14 protein-coding genes are annotated in these 15586 nt (G+C 60.5%); 1 reads left to right on the forward strand and 13 read right to left on the reverse strand.

Annotated elements, in window-relative coordinates:
• Window position 1 precedes the first annotated feature (1 nt).
• The 10 genes from folP to dacB all read right to left on the reverse strand — a co-directional run bounded on the left by folP (window position 2) and on the right by dacB (window position 12150).
• Window positions 2-862 (reverse strand): dihydropteroate synthase, encoded by an 861-nt coding sequence (folP, locus tag H351_RS28480; protein WP_029254407.1) that lies wholly within the window; start codon window positions 860-862, stop codon window positions 2-4.
• Window positions 863-867: 5 nt separating this feature from the next.
• Complete coding sequence (folE, locus tag H351_RS28485) at window positions 868-1485, reverse strand: GTP cyclohydrolase I FolE (RefSeq protein WP_019746783.1); 618 nt, start codon at window positions 1483-1485, stop codon at window positions 868-870.
• 59 nt (window positions 1486-1544) lie between these two features.
• On the reverse strand, window positions 1545-4109 hold the full coding sequence (ftsH, locus tag H351_RS28490; protein ID WP_029254406.1) for an ATP-dependent zinc metalloprotease FtsH: 2565 nt from the start codon (window positions 4107-4109) through the stop codon (window positions 1545-1547).
• Window positions 4110-4376: 267 nt separating this feature from the next.
• Window positions 4377-4535, reverse strand: a complete 159-nt coding sequence (locus H351_RS31615) for a hypothetical protein (RefSeq protein ID WP_244891413.1) — start codon at window positions 4533-4535, stop codon at window positions 4377-4379.
• Window positions 4536-4742: 207 nt separating this feature from the next.
• Window positions 4743-5573 carry an HNH endonuclease gene (locus H351_RS31930; protein ID WP_148209176.1) on the reverse strand — a complete coding sequence of 277 codons (831 nt, stop codon included), beginning with the start codon at window positions 5571-5573 and terminating at the stop codon, window positions 4743-4745.
• Window positions 5566-7620, reverse strand: coding sequence for an AAA family ATPase (locus H351_RS28500; RefSeq protein ID WP_144440122.1), 2055 nt, complete (start codon window positions 7618-7620; stop codon window positions 5566-5568). Before H351_RS28500 ends, H351_RS31930 begins: the two co-directional genes overlap by 8 nt.
• A gap of 511 nt (window positions 7621-8131) precedes the next feature.
• Window positions 8132-8686 carry a hypoxanthine phosphoribosyltransferase gene (hpt, locus tag H351_RS28510; protein WP_019746778.1) on the reverse strand — a complete coding sequence of 185 codons (555 nt, stop codon included), beginning with the start codon at window positions 8684-8686 and terminating at the stop codon, window positions 8132-8134.
• Between the two features lie 3 nt (window positions 8687-8689).
• Complete coding sequence (gene tilS, locus H351_RS28515; RefSeq protein WP_029254402.1) at window positions 8690-9667, reverse strand: tRNA lysidine(34) synthetase TilS; 978 nt, start codon at window positions 9665-9667, stop codon at window positions 8690-8692.
• Window positions 9668-10741, reverse strand: a complete 1074-nt coding sequence (locus tag H351_RS28520; RefSeq protein WP_019746776.1) for a zinc-dependent metalloprotease — start codon at window positions 10739-10741, stop codon at window positions 9668-9670.
• On the reverse strand, window positions 10741-12150 hold the full coding sequence (dacB, locus tag H351_RS28525) for a D-alanyl-D-alanine carboxypeptidase/D-alanyl-D-alanine endopeptidase (protein WP_029254401.1): 1410 nt from the start codon (window positions 12148-12150) through the stop codon (window positions 10741-10743). The genes H351_RS28520 and dacB overlap by 1 nt, the downstream gene beginning before the upstream one ends.
• 103 nt (window positions 12151-12253) lie before the next feature.
• Here dacB and H351_RS28530 point away from each other — a divergent pair, with 103 nt between their 5' ends.
• On the forward strand, window positions 12254-12745 hold the full coding sequence (locus tag H351_RS28530; RefSeq protein ID WP_003941181.1) for an inorganic diphosphatase: 492 nt from the start codon (window positions 12254-12256) through the stop codon (window positions 12743-12745).
• 87 nt (window positions 12746-12832) lie between these two features.
• Here H351_RS28530 and H351_RS28535 read toward each other — a convergent pair whose 3' ends face one another.
• From H351_RS28535 to H351_RS28545, 3 genes are all read right to left on the reverse strand, one after another.
• Window positions 12833-13663 carry a crotonase/enoyl-CoA hydratase family protein gene (locus tag H351_RS28535; RefSeq protein WP_007727023.1) on the reverse strand — a complete coding sequence of 277 codons (831 nt, stop codon included), beginning with the start codon at window positions 13661-13663 and terminating at the stop codon, window positions 12833-12835.
• A 46-nt stretch (window positions 13664-13709) separates the two neighbouring features.
• Entirely contained in the window at window positions 13710-13916 is a 207-nt protein-coding gene (locus H351_RS31935) for a hypothetical protein (RefSeq protein ID WP_124568973.1), read from the reverse strand.
• 133 nt (window positions 13917-14049) lie between these two features.
• Entirely contained in the window at window positions 14050-15579 is a 1530-nt protein-coding gene (locus tag H351_RS28545) for an LCP family protein (protein ID WP_244891414.1), read from the reverse strand.
• Window positions 15580-15586 lie beyond the last annotated feature (7 nt).

The raw sequence follows: 15586 nt of genomic DNA on the forward strand, positions 1-15586 counted from the left end.
GTCAGGCCCTTTCTCGTCCACGGTTCCAGGCGTCGACCACGGCAATGGCGTCGAGCGAGGCTTGTGCGTCGTGCACCCGAACTCCCCAGGCGCCCTCACGTGCTGCAAGGGCCGAGACCACGGCCGTCGCAGTCTCGCGGCCACCAGGTGGACGGGGATTGCCGTCGGGATCGCTGAGCAGAGACCCCAGGAACCGCTTGCGGGAAGCGCCGACCAGTATCGGGAATCCGGTCGCGTTGAACTCGGGTAGTGCTCGCAACAGGGCCCAGTTGTGGTCGGCGTTCTTCGCGAACCCGAGGCCGGGGTCGAGGATGATCGACGACGAATCGACCCCTGCTTTCAACGCCAGATCGACCTGCGACAGCAGTTCGTCACGGACGTCGCGGACCACGTCGTCGTAGTGATCGGCGCTGCCACGATGGACGTAGTCACCGGCCGAGCGCCAGTGCATGAGGATCCAGGGCACTCCGGCGTCGGCCACAACGGATGCCATGTCGGGGTCTGCGCGACCGCCCGATACGTCGTTGACGATGCCTGCGCCCGCTTCGATCGCGGCGGCGGCGACGGAAGCACGCATCGTGTCGACGCTGACGCGAATTCCGGCTGCCACGAGTTCTTCGATCACCGGGGCAATACGGTCCGCCTCGAGTTTCGGATCGACGCGGGTGGCTCCGGGGCGGGTCGACTCGCCGCCGACATCGACGATGTCGACGCCTATGCGTTGCAGTTCGAGCCCGCGAGCGATCGCCGCGTCACGATCGAGAAATTGACCACCGTCGGAAAACGAATCGGCGGTGACGTTCAGAATCCCCATCACGACCATCCGGGCCGGATCGCTACCTGCAACGGGAGCCGCGGACATCTCGCTCACTTACGAAGGATGAGGTCCAGCGCTTCGGACCGTGAGGCCGCGCTGGATTGCAGGAGCCCACGAACCGCTGACGTGGTCGTGCTGGCTCCAGGCTTGCGGATACCGCGCATCGCCATGCAGAGGTGCTCGGCTTCGATGACGACGATGGCTCCACGCGGGTCGAGCTTGCGCATCAAAGCATCCGCGATCTGGCTGGTCAGGCGTTCTTGAACCTGCGGACGCTTGGCGTACAGATCCACGACGCGCGCGAGCTTCGACAAACCGGTGACCTTGCCCGACTTTCCCGGGATGTAACCAACGTGAGCAACACCGTGGAAGGACACCAGGTGGTGCTCGCACGTCGAGAACATCGGAATGTCTCGCACGAGCACCAATTCCTGGTGACCCTCGTCGAAAGTTGTGTTCAACGCGTCGTCGGGCTCGGAGTACAGACCCGCGAAGATCTCCTTGTACGAGCGCGCAACCCGGGCCGGCGTATCGAGCAGACCGGGGCGCTCCGGATCTTCACCGACCGCGATCAACAATTCCCGTACGGCAGCCTCTGCCCGCGCCTGATCGAACGGGCGGCCCGTTCCGAGCGACACCAGTTCACTGGCCACATCATTCACCGACAACCGAACTCTCCTCGAGAATTGTTCACAGGTCCCCCGCCGCAGAGCCTAGTGGCGCAAGGTCAGCGGGATCCGTCCGGTCCGTCCCAGCGAGCGGTGCTCGGGCCGTCGTCCTCAGCCGAATGATGCGGCGGCGGAGTCTGCGGCTGTTCCGGTGCGGGGCTCTGCCACTGGTTTTCGCCGGTCGGGTTTCCCCGGTTCGGATCGGCGAAGGGTCCACCGTCCGGGTACTGCACCGGGTAATCGGGCTGCGCGGGGTAACGACGGCCGGGGTGCGGCTGCTCGGGGTACGCCTGCTGTCCCGGGTGCGGCTGACCGTACTGCCCCTGATCGGGCTGGGGCTGACCGTGTTGGGGCTGACCGTACTGGCCCTGCGACTGGTTCGGCGGGGTCGGATTCTGTCCACCGGTGTACCCACCCGACTGCTGTCCGGGGTACGTCGGCGACGGGTTCTCACGCGGAGGCCAACCCGGTGCAGACCATCCGGCGGGCGCTCCGTAATCGGGTGTTCCCGGTTGCGGCGTCTGCTGCGGGGCACTCGGCTGCGGGTACGAGGGCTGTGCGTAGCCGTTCGAGGGCCCCTGGTTGCCGTTGTTGGGGAGACCAACGTTGTTGGGGACACCGCCGTTGGGTGCACCGCTGTTGGGTGCGCCTGCCTTGACGAGAACAGGTGCAGCAGCGGGCTCCGGCCACGTTTCGCCGCGCTCGATCGCGAGTTCGCGAGGAGTCTTCACCGGCGGACGATCCGAAGGCGTGCGCCCACCGAAATCGTTGAAAGCCGTGATACGCGGACGCTTTTCGACGCCGGCAAGGATCTTCTCGAGGTCCTTGCGAGTCAACGTCTCACGCTCGAGCAGTTCGGTAGCGATGAGGTCGAGCGCATCGCGGTACTCGTTGAGGATGGCCCACGCTTCGGTGTGCGCCGCCTCGATGAGGTTGCGCACCTCCTCGTCGATTTCGCGGGCGATCTCGTGCGAGTAGTCGGACTGAACGCCCATCGAACGGCCGAGGAACGGATCCCCGCCCTCCTGTCCGTAGCGAACTGCGCCGAGCTTGGCGCTCATGCCGTATTCGGTGACCATTGCGCGGGCGATCTTTGTCGCCATGTCGATATCCGACGACGCTCCGGTGGTGGGCTCGTGGAACACCAGCTCCTCGGCGGCGCGTCCACCCATTGCCATGACGAGACGAGCGATCATCTCCGAACGCGTCATCAAACCCTTGTCATCCTCGGGCACCGTCATCGCGTGACCGCCGGTGCGACCGCGAGCGAGGATCGTGACCTTGTAGACCGGCTCGATGTCAGGCATTGCCCAAGCAGCCAGCGTGTGACCGCCCTCGTGGTACGCCGTGATCTTCTTCTCGTGCTCGCTGATGATGCGACTCTTACGCCGCGGTCCACCGACAACACGGTCCACCGATTCCTCGAGCGAAGCTTCGGTGATGACGGTCCCGTTTTCGCGTGCGGTGAGCAGCGCAGCCTCGTTGATGACGTTCGCGAGATCGGCACCCGACATGCCGACGGTCCGCTTGGCGAGACCTTCGAGGTCGGCGTTGGGATCGATCGGCTTGCCCTGCGAGTGCACGCGCAGGATCGCGCGGCGACCGGCGAGGTCGGGGGCGCCGACCGGAATCTGGCGATCGAAGCGTCCCGGACGCAGCAGTGCGGGATCCAGGATGTCGGGGCGGTTGGTTGCGGCGATCAAGATGATGCCGGTGCGATCACCGAAGCCGTCCATCTCGACGAGCAACTGGTTGAGTGTCTGCTCGCGCTCGTCGTGTCCGCCGCCCAGGCCTGCTCCGCGCTGACGACCGACGGCGTCGATCTCGTCGACGAAGATGATGCAGGGGCTGTTCTGCTTGGCCTGCTCGAACATGTCGCGAACACGCGAAGCACCGACACCGACGAACATCTCGACGAAGTCCGAACCGGAGATGGTGAAGAACGGGACGCCGGCTTCGCCTGCGACAGCGCGAGCGAGCAGCGTCTTACCGGTTCCGGGAGGGCCGTACAGCAGCACACCGCGCGGAATCTTGGCGCCGAGCGCCTGGTAGCGAGCCGGGTTCTGCAGGAAGTCCTTGATCTCGTACAGCTCTTCGACAGCCTCGTCCGCACCGGCGACGTCGGCGAACGTGGTTTTCGGCATGTCCTTGGTGAGCTGCTTGGCCTTCGACTTACCGAATCCCATGACTCCGCCGCGACCACCGCCGCCCTGCATCCGGTTCATGACGAAGAAGAAGATGCCGAACAGAATGATCATCGGCAGCACGAACAGAAGGATCGACGTCAGCCAACTCTCCTGAGTGACCGTCGTGTTGAACTTGTCCGCTCCGGCGCCTTCGACCTTGTCGAAGATCTGCTCCGACGCACTCGCGGGGTACTTCGCCAGGATCTGCGTCTTACCGTCGGTGGCGTCATTGCCGTTCTTGAGCCACAGACGAACCTGCTGCTCACGGTCGTCGATCTGCGCCGACTCAACGTTCTTGGCGTCGAGTTGGGATATCGCGACCGAGGTGTCGACGGTCTTGAAGTCGCGGGTGTCGTTGCTGAAGTAGCTGAAGGCATAGATCACCAACAGCACGACGGCTACGAGTAGCACGTTACGGAACACAGTCTTACGGTTCATACAGGTCGGCCGATGTGGCCGGTCCTTTCGAGAGTGCGGGTCTGCCAGGTCGCCTTCCGGCTGCCAACCGGACACCTGCAGGTTACCGCGATCGGCCCCATCGATGCCCGCCAGCGGCCGTGCCGCTTGGTTGGAACGGTCGTCACTGTGTTCAACGTGCGCATTGCCGATCAGGTTCCCGGGCTACGTCGCAGCACAGTTTCCTGTGAGCGAACATGCTCATAGTGGTTATCGTGCGCTTTTCCGACGCTCGTCCGTCGTTATTCGTCAGGCCGTTTCGGAGAGGATTCCCGCAACAGCGTCAGCGGCGCCCGATTGGTCACCGTCGATGATGCGGTGAGCGAGCTGATCGAGCCGCGCAGACAGCCGAGCCGAGGACTCGGGCACGTCCGCCTGCTGGGCGATGGTGTCGTCGAGATCGGCCATCAAGCCGCGTCCGATCTACTGGCCTAATTGACGCTAGACAGCTCAAAACACTACGAGGCCTTTTCCTGACCCCCTCGACTGAGGAAAGGTCGCTCGCTCAGTATCCTGAACCAAGGCGACTCTCCAGCCATCTACCAACTTGAAAAACCTTTCCAGAAATTAAAATCTATATGCACACCACCGGGGACTCTCGCCGACAAGGTCCGTTCAACATATTTTCGCAAACCCTCCTGAGACGAATCCGCGATCCGCACACAATCCTTCATATAACGCATTCTTCCAGAAATGAACCCCGAAACCCCGCACAATGCTACGTTGCAACCGTCGCAATTCGAATATGACAGCAATTTCCCCCCCATCCAAAAAGGCCTCTTCCAGTAATCCCTTAATGGAAATCAGCTCACCAATAGCCATTTTCGAATATGCCGAATCGAGTTCGAGCTTTAGGAGATGAAATTCCGCGTCTCCTTGCACTGCAGCCGGAAGTCTCTTACTTACCGAGAATACTGTATCAACAAATTCCGCATCAGATCTCACGTCGCAATGCAGCCAACTCTCAACCGAAGCAAAACTATCAAAATTTGCATGCAAGAATCGTCCGTTTGCCGAACCGACAATCGAGGCTTTTTTAGTATTGCACTGACTGCAACACGGGACCAGATTGGAGGAAAGAATACTATACTCAGGGTATATCACCTTAGGAAGGTAATGATCCAGCCCATAAAAGGGTCGCGCCCCGCAAAGTGAGCAAAAATTTCCAATTGAATTCTTTAAGATCTCAACCCGAAGATCTCCAAGAGATTTACCTTCATATGTCAAATTATAATTACTCTCCAGAGCAGCCAAAACTTCCGGAGAGAAGACACACACAGGCGAAATCAACGGTGAACCCGATTTGCTACGGTAGACTGAATACAAGGATACGACTGTATCGCGAAGTGAACCGAGCATAATCTTTACCGAGTTCAATTTACGGCTTGCGCACACTGTTTCGAAATCCGCAATTTCGTCTCGAAGCAGCGGAGATCTCTCAAGCATTGCTATCTCTAAGCTGTCGCTGGATGGACCGTACATAAGCACGGCCTTGGATGCTCATCTCCCCGCCGAAAATCGTGTCGATCTCCTCTAACGAGCGGTTTTCCGCCAGATTCCTCAGCACCTCGTGGAAGTCGGTAGCCGTACTATCAAGGTCAAAGACACTACTCGTCAGGGATCCAATGTTCTCAGCGAAGGTCTCCTGAACTACTTCCTCCACTCGCGTGGAATTGCCAATTCTCTTAAGAACGCGCACGTACCTTCTAGGGATCTCTTGAATCACAACTGGTGAATGCGTTGCAATAACCGCAAAGCAATCAAGATCTCGAAGTATCCCACTGAGTGAATTCATAAATGCAGATAAAAGAGAGGGATGCAAATGCGACTCTGGCTCGTCAATCAAAACAAGACTTTTGGGCTCGCTATAGCAAACGATATGCGCAATAATATTTAGGACAATCTTATGACCTGTACTTAATTTCTCGAACTGACTGTGCCAATTTGTGCTTTCCATAGCAAGAAAACGATCAAGCCCGATCCGACCGAAAGACGGTTCTCGCCCAAGCGATTGCAACGCTTTCGTCAAAACCGCACCCTTATCCGAACCTTGCGCAATGTCAAGAGCGATTGTGAAGTCCGCAGTTAGGTCCTCAATGGATTTCAGCGGCCGAACCGGTGGAGAATTCTCTTGAGAACCGACAGAAACTAACCTACGCAGACCACAATACGTATATCCGAAAGTACTTGCACCCAAACGGAGACGTGCACTTACCATAGATCTCTCACGATCGGTGTGCCATATTTCGTCAGGCATCGCGAATGTATCAAAAGCGCTGTAGGAAATTGCTATTACCGAACTGAATATGGTTGCAGCATCTTCGAATACTCCGTACTCGTCAACATTTCTTCGATGGATGCTAGCCGTTGCAACCATGGCCAAATTTGCCATCAATTGTGTCTTACCTGAACCGTTGTACCCAATTATCGCATTGATCCGATCAGGCAAATTCGGCGAATCGTTGAATATGAACCTGATTGGAAAAGTCCCTCCTCCCACATCAGTGTTGAATCCCAGAATTACTGTTGGCTCGGAAACCTGGACTAACCCTGAAATAAACAAGTTCGGCGCGTCCCTAAACGCAGTCATTGCCGACCCGGTCCGCAGTAGAGATAGTTGAAATACCTCCTCGTCTTCAAATGCATCCCTGATTCCGGGACGGTAAACCACGTCATTGATCCCGCGCAGGAGCATATCCGCCACTTTTGCGGGAAGCTCCTTAACGAGATTATAATAAGTATACGATTGCCCCAGCGAGCAATAGTTAACAGGGAGGCCCTTGAATCTTCTATCGACGAATGATGTTGGCCCGCCACCTTGGCCAAGCTTCATAATCTTCACATCTCCAATTCGAACCATAGATGTACGGTCCAAATAGATAGTTAAAGAGAAAAGTGTTCGAAAGGTGTAGTCATCCCAAGGATCACGCTCAAGTGTCACATAGGGATAATGCTGCTCACGAGGCGTACGTTCCCCTCGTTCAACGATAACGAATAGAATAGATTCAAGGTCCGAAGTCGAGGATTTTTTCGGTAAGGAGGGGCGAACCTGACGCGTCTCAACAGGATCGAGTTCACTTAGCATTTCTGCAATCAAGGGACGCGTATGTCGTTCAGTATAAATAACCGCACGGCAGTAGTATCTGCCTCGATCGAACGCAAACACCACAAATTCCGCGTCTGGCCTCCTCGAACTTTGATATCGTTCAAGTGCATCGATAGTCAAAAGATCGTTAGATCGTGTGTCGTCCGGCAATACTGCAATCAATATGCGCGCGCCACGAGGTCGTACTGACTGATCAAATCGTACTGCGGCATTGCCCGGCTTTGAAACGTAAGATGTATAGATATCTTCCGCAGGTCGCAATATCCACGTTCCGAAATAGCGCTCCAGATCGCGGTACTTATGAGCGTTCGGCGCCGAATGGTCAATCTCTGAAAGCATCGAATTGATCGAATCCATCAGTTTCGTTCGCCTAGTTGGCTCGTTCATGGACACACCATACTGCAATCTGACTTTTTCCGCTGACAATACGAGCCCCGATTGCGTCACCCTGAATGACACATCTCCTGCTCATTCGAGCTTCGACGCTGCATCTCGGAGAGCAATGCGATTGAGGATCTTGAGCGGACTCGAAGCACCTTCAGATCGTCGACAGATCGAAGAGGGCATGAAGGAAGCGCACAACCCGGATACCAATTGGCCATCCGCGCGTTCATCTAATCTATCGGTCACTCAAGTGGACCGGACTGCAATGAACGCCAACCCGCAGGCTCGCATCCACTTGAAGCTGGTCTAGTTGAATCTAGTTTAATAGATTTTGACGAATCGAATTCGATTCTCGATCATCGGTCCGAATTGCGCGAGGCCGAGCCTCCATACGGATGAAGACCCATTCGAATGAACCCGAAGGAATTAGTGGTTGTCGGATTTCGCCGAACTGGAGCTGGACCTCTGGATTCTGGGACTCAGTCTGCGCTCACGTTCTGCCCAGCGAGCAGGCTCAGCCGCCGTAAACCTCGGGGTCCAGGGTGCCGATGTACGGCAGATCGCGGTACCGCTCGGCGTAGTCGAGGCCGTAACCGACGACGAACTCGTTGGGGATGTCGAAGCCCACGTCCCGGACGTCGACGTCGATCTTGACCGCGTCGGGCTTGCGGAGCAAGGTGACGACCTCGAGCGAAGCGGGGTTACGAGTCTTGAGGTTGCGCATCAACCACGACAGCGTGAGACCGGAGTCGATGATGTCCTCGACGATCAGCACGTGGCGACCGGCGATGTCCTTGTCGAGGTCCTTGAGGATGCGGACGACGCCCGAAGACGAGGTCGAGGATCCGTAGGAGCTGACGGCCATGAATTCCATCTGCGACGGGATCGGCAGGGCGCGGGCGAAGTCGGTCATGAAGAAGACCGCTCCCTTGAGGACGCCGATCAGCAGGAGATCCCCTTCGGGGGCGCCTGCCGGGTAACGCTTGGCGATTTCCTCAGCCAGTTCCGCCGTTCGTGCACGGATCTGTTCTTCGGAGATCAGTACCGATGCGATGTCGCCCTCGTACACGCGTCAAACCCTTCGTCGGTCTTCGAATCCGAGGATCAGCCTGCCACGTCGCCGGGCCGCCACCAACCTCGCCTCCGGTGTTCCGCCCCCGATCGCGACGCCGCCTTGCCCCCGCCAGTCGATCACCAGGGCGTCGACCGCCCGTAACTGTTTGTCCGTCAATGCTTTTGCGCCGCCCTGCAGCAGCCAGGCTCGCAGAGCGCGTCGGCGGATTGCGGTGGGCGCTTCGGCAAGTGTGTCCACTTCCACTTCCCCGTCGACGACAGCCCGTAGAAGTAGGGCCTCGGCGTACTCGTCGAGCGCCTCGCCGTCCTCACGCAACTGCGTCGCGGTTCGGGCCAACGCCTCGGCAACTCCCCCGCCGAGAATTTCTTCGAGCAGCGGCAACGCCTCGTGCCGCAGACGCACGCGAGTGAACTCGGGATTGTTGTTGTGCGGGTCCTCCCACGGCGTGATGCCCAGGTCGACGCAGGCCGCCCTGGTCACCGATCGACGGATGCCGAGTAGCGGCCGTCCCCAGGGGGCGTCGAATGCAGCCATACCCTGAATCGATCGCCCACCGGACCCGCGGGACAGTCCGAGAAGGACGGTCTCTGCTTGATCGTCGAGCGTGTGTCCGAGCAGAACCGGGAGGTCAGTCCTGGCGTCGCGCAGAGCGCTGTACCGAGCCTCACGCGCAGCGGCTTCGAGGCTCCCACCTTCCGCTACGTCGACGGTCAGCACCGTCGCGGTCCGGCAACCCAGCGCCAGCGCCTGGTCTGCGGCCGAGCGCGCGACGGCATCAGAACCATCTTGTAACCGATGGTCCACGATCAACGCGTCGACAGAATCGGTTTCCGCCACGGCTGCTGCGGTCAGCGCCAACGAATCGGCTCCCCCGGACAGGGCGACGACCACACGGCGTCGTGGCTCGAATGCGAGCGTCCACGCCCGCACAGCCTGTCGCAGCGCCAGTAGGGCAGGCGTCTCAGGCAGCAGCATCTAGCCGAGAACGCGCTTTACCCACGCGTCGGGATTGTCGATCTCGTCGAGCAACGGCAAGGTCTCGGGCCCGGTCCAGATGGTGTTGAACTGCTCCATGCCGACCTTGAGAACTACCGCGTCGACGAAGGCCTTGCCGCGTACGTACTGCGCCATCTTGGCGTCCATGCCGAGGAGCATCTTGATGATCCGCTGCACGGGGTTGGACTTGCGCTGCCGACGCTTGTCGAAGGCCGCGCGGATAGTTGCCACCGACGGCACCACGGCGGGGCCGACGGCGTCCATCACGTGGTCTGCATGCCCTTCGAGGAGAGTGCCGAGTACGAGCATCCGATCCAGCGCGTCACGCTGGGGTTCCGCCTGCGAAGCACGCAGCAGGCCGATGATCCCGCCCGCCGTCGCACCGTCACTGGAGTCGGGTTCCTTCCGCGAGCGCAGCTCTGCAGCAAGGCGCCCGACAACGTCGGTCATCGACTCGTCCACCGTCGCACCAAGCGTTTCGACGGATTCCTTCATGTACTCCGCTAGCCACGGTGAGGACGAGAACTGAACCCGGTGAGTGACCTCGTGCAGGCAGACCCACAACCGGAAGTCACTCGGGTTCAGCCGAAGGGACCGTTCGACGGAGACGATGTTCGGTGTGACCAGAAGCAGGGTGCCGTGCTCGCCGGTGAACGGGTCGTACTGCCCGAGGATCGCCGAAGACAGGTACGCCAGCATTGCGCCGGCCTGCAGGCCCGCCGGCTTTCCGACGATGAGATTGCCACTGCCGTCAGGGTCGGCGCCGGTGAGATGCGCCATCGACCGCGAGGCCGCCGTGATCCACCCGGCCCGGTCAAGCACGTCAGCGGCCGGGACCGGTAGACCGTCGGCCAAACCGGTCACTTCACGAACCGGCAGTTCGGCACGCTTGGACGCTTCGGCGAGTTCTGCGGTTGCCGTCTCGGCCGTGTAGCGAGACATCGCGGGGCCGCCGCGCGCCAGTTTTATCCCGGCTTTGGCGGCAAGACTCCAGTCGACGGCGCCACCGAGCGGAGCCGAGGCTTCATCATCTTGTGGAGTCTTTTCGGCCACTATTGGCACCCGCAATTCCTCAATGCTCCGGCAATCGCGTCCAGGGCAGGACGGCTCACTTCTGGCGGCCGGTCATTGGACATCAGTGCGAAGGTGAGCACTCGCCCGTTCTGATCGACCACGAACCCTGACAACGCGCTGGCCGTCGAGAGAGTTCCCGTCTTGGCCCGTACCCAACCCGCACCGGTTCGGTTTCCGGACGCGTAGCGGTCGGACAAACTTCCTGTTCCGCCGGCCACCGGAAGGTAGTCCAGCAGCGGACGCAGTTTCGGATCACCGTCACCGGCCGCCGCCGTCATGACGCGATCGAGTACCTGAGCGGGAATGAGATCGTCGACGGAAAGTCCACTGGAATCGTGCAGCGAAACTCCGGTGTAGTCGAACCCGGCGGCCTGCAGGGTCTTGCCGGTCGCGTCGACGGCTCCGGTGAACGAGGCTTCGATTCCGGAGGCAATCGCGACCTCACGCCCGATGGTCTCGGCGAGCACGTTGTCGGAATGTTCCATCATCTGCAGCAGCCGGTCGCTCAGCGGCGCCGACTGCACGGTGGCGATCGGCTTGGCACCGGCAGGCGCCGCGCCGAGACTCACGTTGGCGGGATCGACACCGAGGGCCTGAGCGAGCACCTTGCCCGCGTCCAACGCGGGCGTTTCCGAACGCGGCGACTCGTCTTGAGTGCCGTCGTACCGACCGCCTTCGATCATCACCGATTCGATCGGGGTGATGTAACCGGCCGCGATGTCAGCGGGGAACCACCCGGTGGCCATGTTGTCGCCCTTGAACAAACTCGAGTCCACCACGACGCTGGTCACCGGCGTACCGGCAGCCTTGATCTGGTCGACGAGATCCGCGATGTGCGCTGCGTTGGCGTAGTACCCGCTCTGCCCCTTCGGCGTCGCCGTCAGCGTCGGGTCACCACCGCCGACCAGAACGACCTGCCCGGGGCTCGCTCCGGGGACCACCGTCGTGGCCAGCCTGTGGTCGAGCGGCAGCTTCAGCAGTGCCGCCGATGCGGTCAGCACCTTCGTCGTGGACGCAGGCGTCATCGGCGTCGACGGGTCTGCGCTCCACAGAATGTTTCCGGTGAGCGCATCAGCGACAACTCCGGTGAACTTCCCCAGATCCGGGTTGGCCACGGCCGGGCCGATCGCCGCTGCGATTCCCGACGCGCTCGGGATCGGTGCGTCCGTCGGGACGGGCACCACCTGAGGTGACGGCGTCACGAGCGCAGGCTGCGGCGACGTAGTCACGGTCGCGCTGCCGGCTGTGTCGTTCGACGTACCGAGTTTCACGACGACAACTCCGGCGACGGCCAGTACAACCACTGCACCGACCGCCAGAAGGATGCGGAAGTTACGCCGTCGACTCTCTTCCAACGAGCCGATCTTCTTCTTTCCTTGGCCCGCCAACGCCCCTCCGTCTGTGCTCTGCCTACTGGGTGGTCAGGCAACCTTATCCTTGACCCGATATCCTTCCGACGAATCATTACCGACACGACAGCGAGGAATCGGCGTGGAGTTCGACGTCACCATCGAGATCCCCAAGGGTCAGCGCAACAAGTACGAGGTCGACCACGTAACCGGTCGCGTCAAACTCGATCGCTACCTCTACACAGCTTTCGGCTACCCGGCCGACTACGGCTTCATCGAAAACACCCTGGGTGAGGACGGCGATCCGCTCGACGCCATGGTCCTGCTCCCCGAGTCGGTCTTCCCCGGCGTCATCGTCGAGGCTCGCGCAGTCGCGATGTTCAAGATGGTCGACGAGGCCGGCGGAGACGACAAGGTCCTCTGCGTTCCGGCCGGCGACCCCCGCTGGGATCACATCCAGGATCTGGGTGACATCTCACAGTTCGAGCTCGATGCGATCAAGCACTTCTTCGTCCACTACAAGGACCTCGAGCCGAACAAGCACGTCGAGGCAGCCAACTGGGTCGGCCGCGCCGAGGCAGAGGCCGAGATCGAGGCTTCGATCAAGCGTCTCGCTGCCAACGGCGGTCACTGAGCTCGAGTTCTCAGGCCTTACGAAAATCCCCGCACATCGGAAGATGTGCGGGGATTTTTGTGCAGTTTCTACTCACCCTTGCAGTTTCTACTCACCCTGGAAGACCGGCGGGCGCTTCTGGAAGACGGCGGTGATGGCCTCGGTCAGATCCTGCGACGGCAGGAACGCCGCGTTCCAGGCTGCGACGTAGCGAAGGCTGTCGTTCACGCTCGCGCTGCGGGTGTGATCGAGCACGTCCTTGATCCCGTGGACCACGAGCGGCGGATTGAGCGCAATCTCCTTGGCGGTCGCGCGCGCCGCGGCCAGTACCGCGTCGGCATCTTCGAAAACGTCGTTGACGAGGCCGATCTTCTCGGCGCGCGCTGCGTCGATGTCCTTGCCGGTCAGAGCCAATTCACGCAGGTGTCCGTCACCGATGATCGCGGGCAGACGCGCGAGGCTGCCCATGTCTGCGACGATCGCGACCTTGACCTCGCGGATGCTGAACTTGGCATCGGCACTTGCGTAGCGGATGTCCGCCGCCGTGATCAGGTCGACGCCGCCGCCGATGCACCAGCCCTGCACAGCTGCGACGACGGGCTTGCGGCAATCTGCGACGGCATTGATGCCCGACTGCATGCGCTTGATCATGTCGTGGAACTTGGTGCGCGGGCCCGCCTGAGCCTTGTCCGCGAGGACAGCACCGAATTCGCCGCTCATCGCCGGCAGGTCCAGGCCGAACGAGAAGTGCTTGCCGGAACCGGCGATGACGATTGCACGTACCTCGGGATCGGCGTCGAGGTCGGCGAAGATTTCGGGGAGTTCACTCCAGAAATCCGGCCCCATCGCGTTGCCCTTGCTCGGCCCGATCAGCGTCACCTGGGCGATGTTGTCTTCGCGCTCGACGGTGAACGCATTCCAGCTCTTCTGTTCAGTCATTACTCAAGAGTAACTAAAGGTCCGGCTCAGCCGAAGACCGCTGCCTTCATCCGAAAATTCCTGCCTCGTCAAGTACCAGTACGACGAGGGTGACGGCCATCAGGGCGAACATGATCAGCATCGCCATCCTGGCTGCCCGCTCACTGGTCGGTGGGAAAACGCGCTGCGCCGGATGCTCGGCCACGTACTCGGACAAGGACATGGTCCTGGCACGTGAGCGTGTCGGATTCTGTACCGCTGCTGTTGTAGCCATGTCGGTGATCCTTTCAACTACGCAATCTCAGTCAGGTACCCCAAAGGTGAAGTACCCGACTGAGTTCGACTTCTCCAATGTAGACCCGCAGATCGAAGAAGTCAGCGTGAGTTTCGTGCGAATTACCTGAGAGTTAGTCCACACAGGGGATGCCGCCATTCGCGTCCGCTCGGATAGGTGATCCCTGCGCTCCCGTATCGGGAACTGTGCCGGCGGATACCGAGGAGTCCGACTGCGCCGGAGCGGCCGAGAACACGGTCTGCGCATTGTCCTCACCGATCAGTACAGACACTGATTCGGCCGCTGCCTGCTCGTTCGGCACTGCGGCCACGCCCAACTGCTCGGCCAGCGCCTCTGCGACGGCTTTGGCGCCGACTCCATAGCTGACCACCGACTTTGCCGTCGCAGCTGCGGTGCTCACCTCTCCGACTTCGACTCCCGACGCTTTCATCGCCGCTGCCAACGCGGCGCCCAACCCGTCCGTCGCGGTTCCGTTGCGGATGTCCACAACTTCGTTCCCGGTCGAGATCGCGGTGTCCATCGCAGGTGCAGATGCCGAGTCACCTCCCGCGAAGATCCGCGACACTTCGCTACGCAGACGCGCCGGATCGACCATGTTGACGTCCTGGCCGTCGACGGTCTCGTATCCCTCGATGGGCAGGGTGTAGAAGTCGATGTTCCCACCCGCGAGAGCGCTTGCCTGAGAAGCGAATCGGACGGGATCCATGGCGGAATCGATCACCACGTCCTTCTTCACCACGTCGGCCAGTGCCGTCATCTTCGGAATGTTTCCGATGACGCCGGAGCCCTTCAAGTTGGCGATCACCGCGCTGATGAAAGCCTGCTGCCGGTGGGTGCGATCCAAGTCCCCGTTGTCCAGGCCGTGGCGTTGACGGACAAACGAAAGTGCCTGTGACGCATCGAGAGTCTGAACCCCCGCCGGGAAGTTGGCGCCCGAGAAGTCATCCTGCACCGGATTGTTGAGGCACACCTGAACAGGACCGATAGCCGAGACGACGTCATAGAAGCCCATCAGGTTAACTTCGGCAAAGTGATCGATCGGAACCTTGAGCAGATTCTGCACGGTGGTCAGTGTCGACCGCCTACCGACTTCACGCGCTTGTTGTTCTCGTGCAGCAGGATCCGTCACACCGTCCGCTGCGAGTTTGGCGTCCGCATCAGCCTTCGCCATTCCGTAGGCTTCCTTGATCTTGGCCATTCCATAGCCGGGTACAGAGACGTAATCGTCGCGTGGAATCGCCACTGCACTGGCCTTGCCACCATCGCCCGGAACATGGAGCAGGATAAGCGTGTTCGTGTTGTACCCACCCACATCACTGTCCCCTGCGTGCAACTTGTCGGTGACGAACTCTGCCGGCAGGTCACTGCCGTCCATCGCCTTGCGACTGTCGAGCCCGATCAACAAGATGTTGGTATCCCCGTCGAGAGAACTTCCGGCGTCGTCACCGAGGGCGGAGAGCGCATCCGACCGGTACAGCCCCGACGTCAGATCCGACTGCACGTACCACCCGATTCCGACGCCCACCAGAATCGTCGTCGACAGGGACGCCGCCGCCAGCTTGCGCCCTACCGAGAGCGTCGACCGCTGCGGTTGACGCCTACGCCTGTGCCTGGTTGCCGAGTGTCGAGGTCGCGGTTCCACGGCCGAC

Origin of the sequence: Rhodococcus erythropolis R138, from assembly GCF_000696675.2 — a bacterium.
Lineage (GTDB): Bacteria > Actinomycetota > Actinomycetes > Mycobacteriales > Mycobacteriaceae > Rhodococcus_F > Rhodococcus_F erythropolis.

What these genes read in the sequence shown, in the direction of transcription:
- H351_RS28500 (WP_144440122.1), bottom strand. Translation starts at nt 7,620, where the DNA reads ATGAACGAGCCAACTAGGCGAACGAAACTGATGGATTCGATCAATTCG.
- H351_RS31930 (WP_148209176.1), bottom strand. Translation starts at nt 5,573, where the DNA reads ATGCTTGAGAGATCTCCGCTGCTTCGAGACGAAATTGCGGATTTCGAA.
- H351_RS31615 (WP_244891413.1), bottom strand. Translation starts at nt 4,535, where the DNA reads ATGGCCGATCTCGACGACACCATCGCCCAGCAGGCGGACGTGCCCGAG.
- H351_RS28535 (WP_007727023.1), bottom strand. Translation starts at nt 13,663, where the DNA reads ATGACTGAACAGAAGAGCTGGAATGCGTTCACCGTCGAGCGCGAAGAC.
- tilS (WP_029254402.1), bottom strand. Translation starts at nt 9,667, where the DNA reads ATGCTGCTGCCTGAGACGCCTGCCCTACTGGCGCTGCGACAGGCTGTG.
- folP (WP_029254407.1), bottom strand. Translation starts at nt 862, where the DNA reads ATGTCCGCGGCTCCCGTTGCAGGTAGCGATCCGGCCCGGATGGTCGTG.
- ftsH (WP_029254406.1), bottom strand. Translation starts at nt 4,109, where the DNA reads ATGAACCGTAAGACTGTGTTCCGTAACGTGCTACTCGTAGCCGTCGTG.
- H351_RS31935 (WP_124568973.1), bottom strand. Translation starts at nt 13,916, where the DNA reads ATGGCTACAACAGCAGCGGTACAGAATCCGACACGCTCACGTGCCAGG.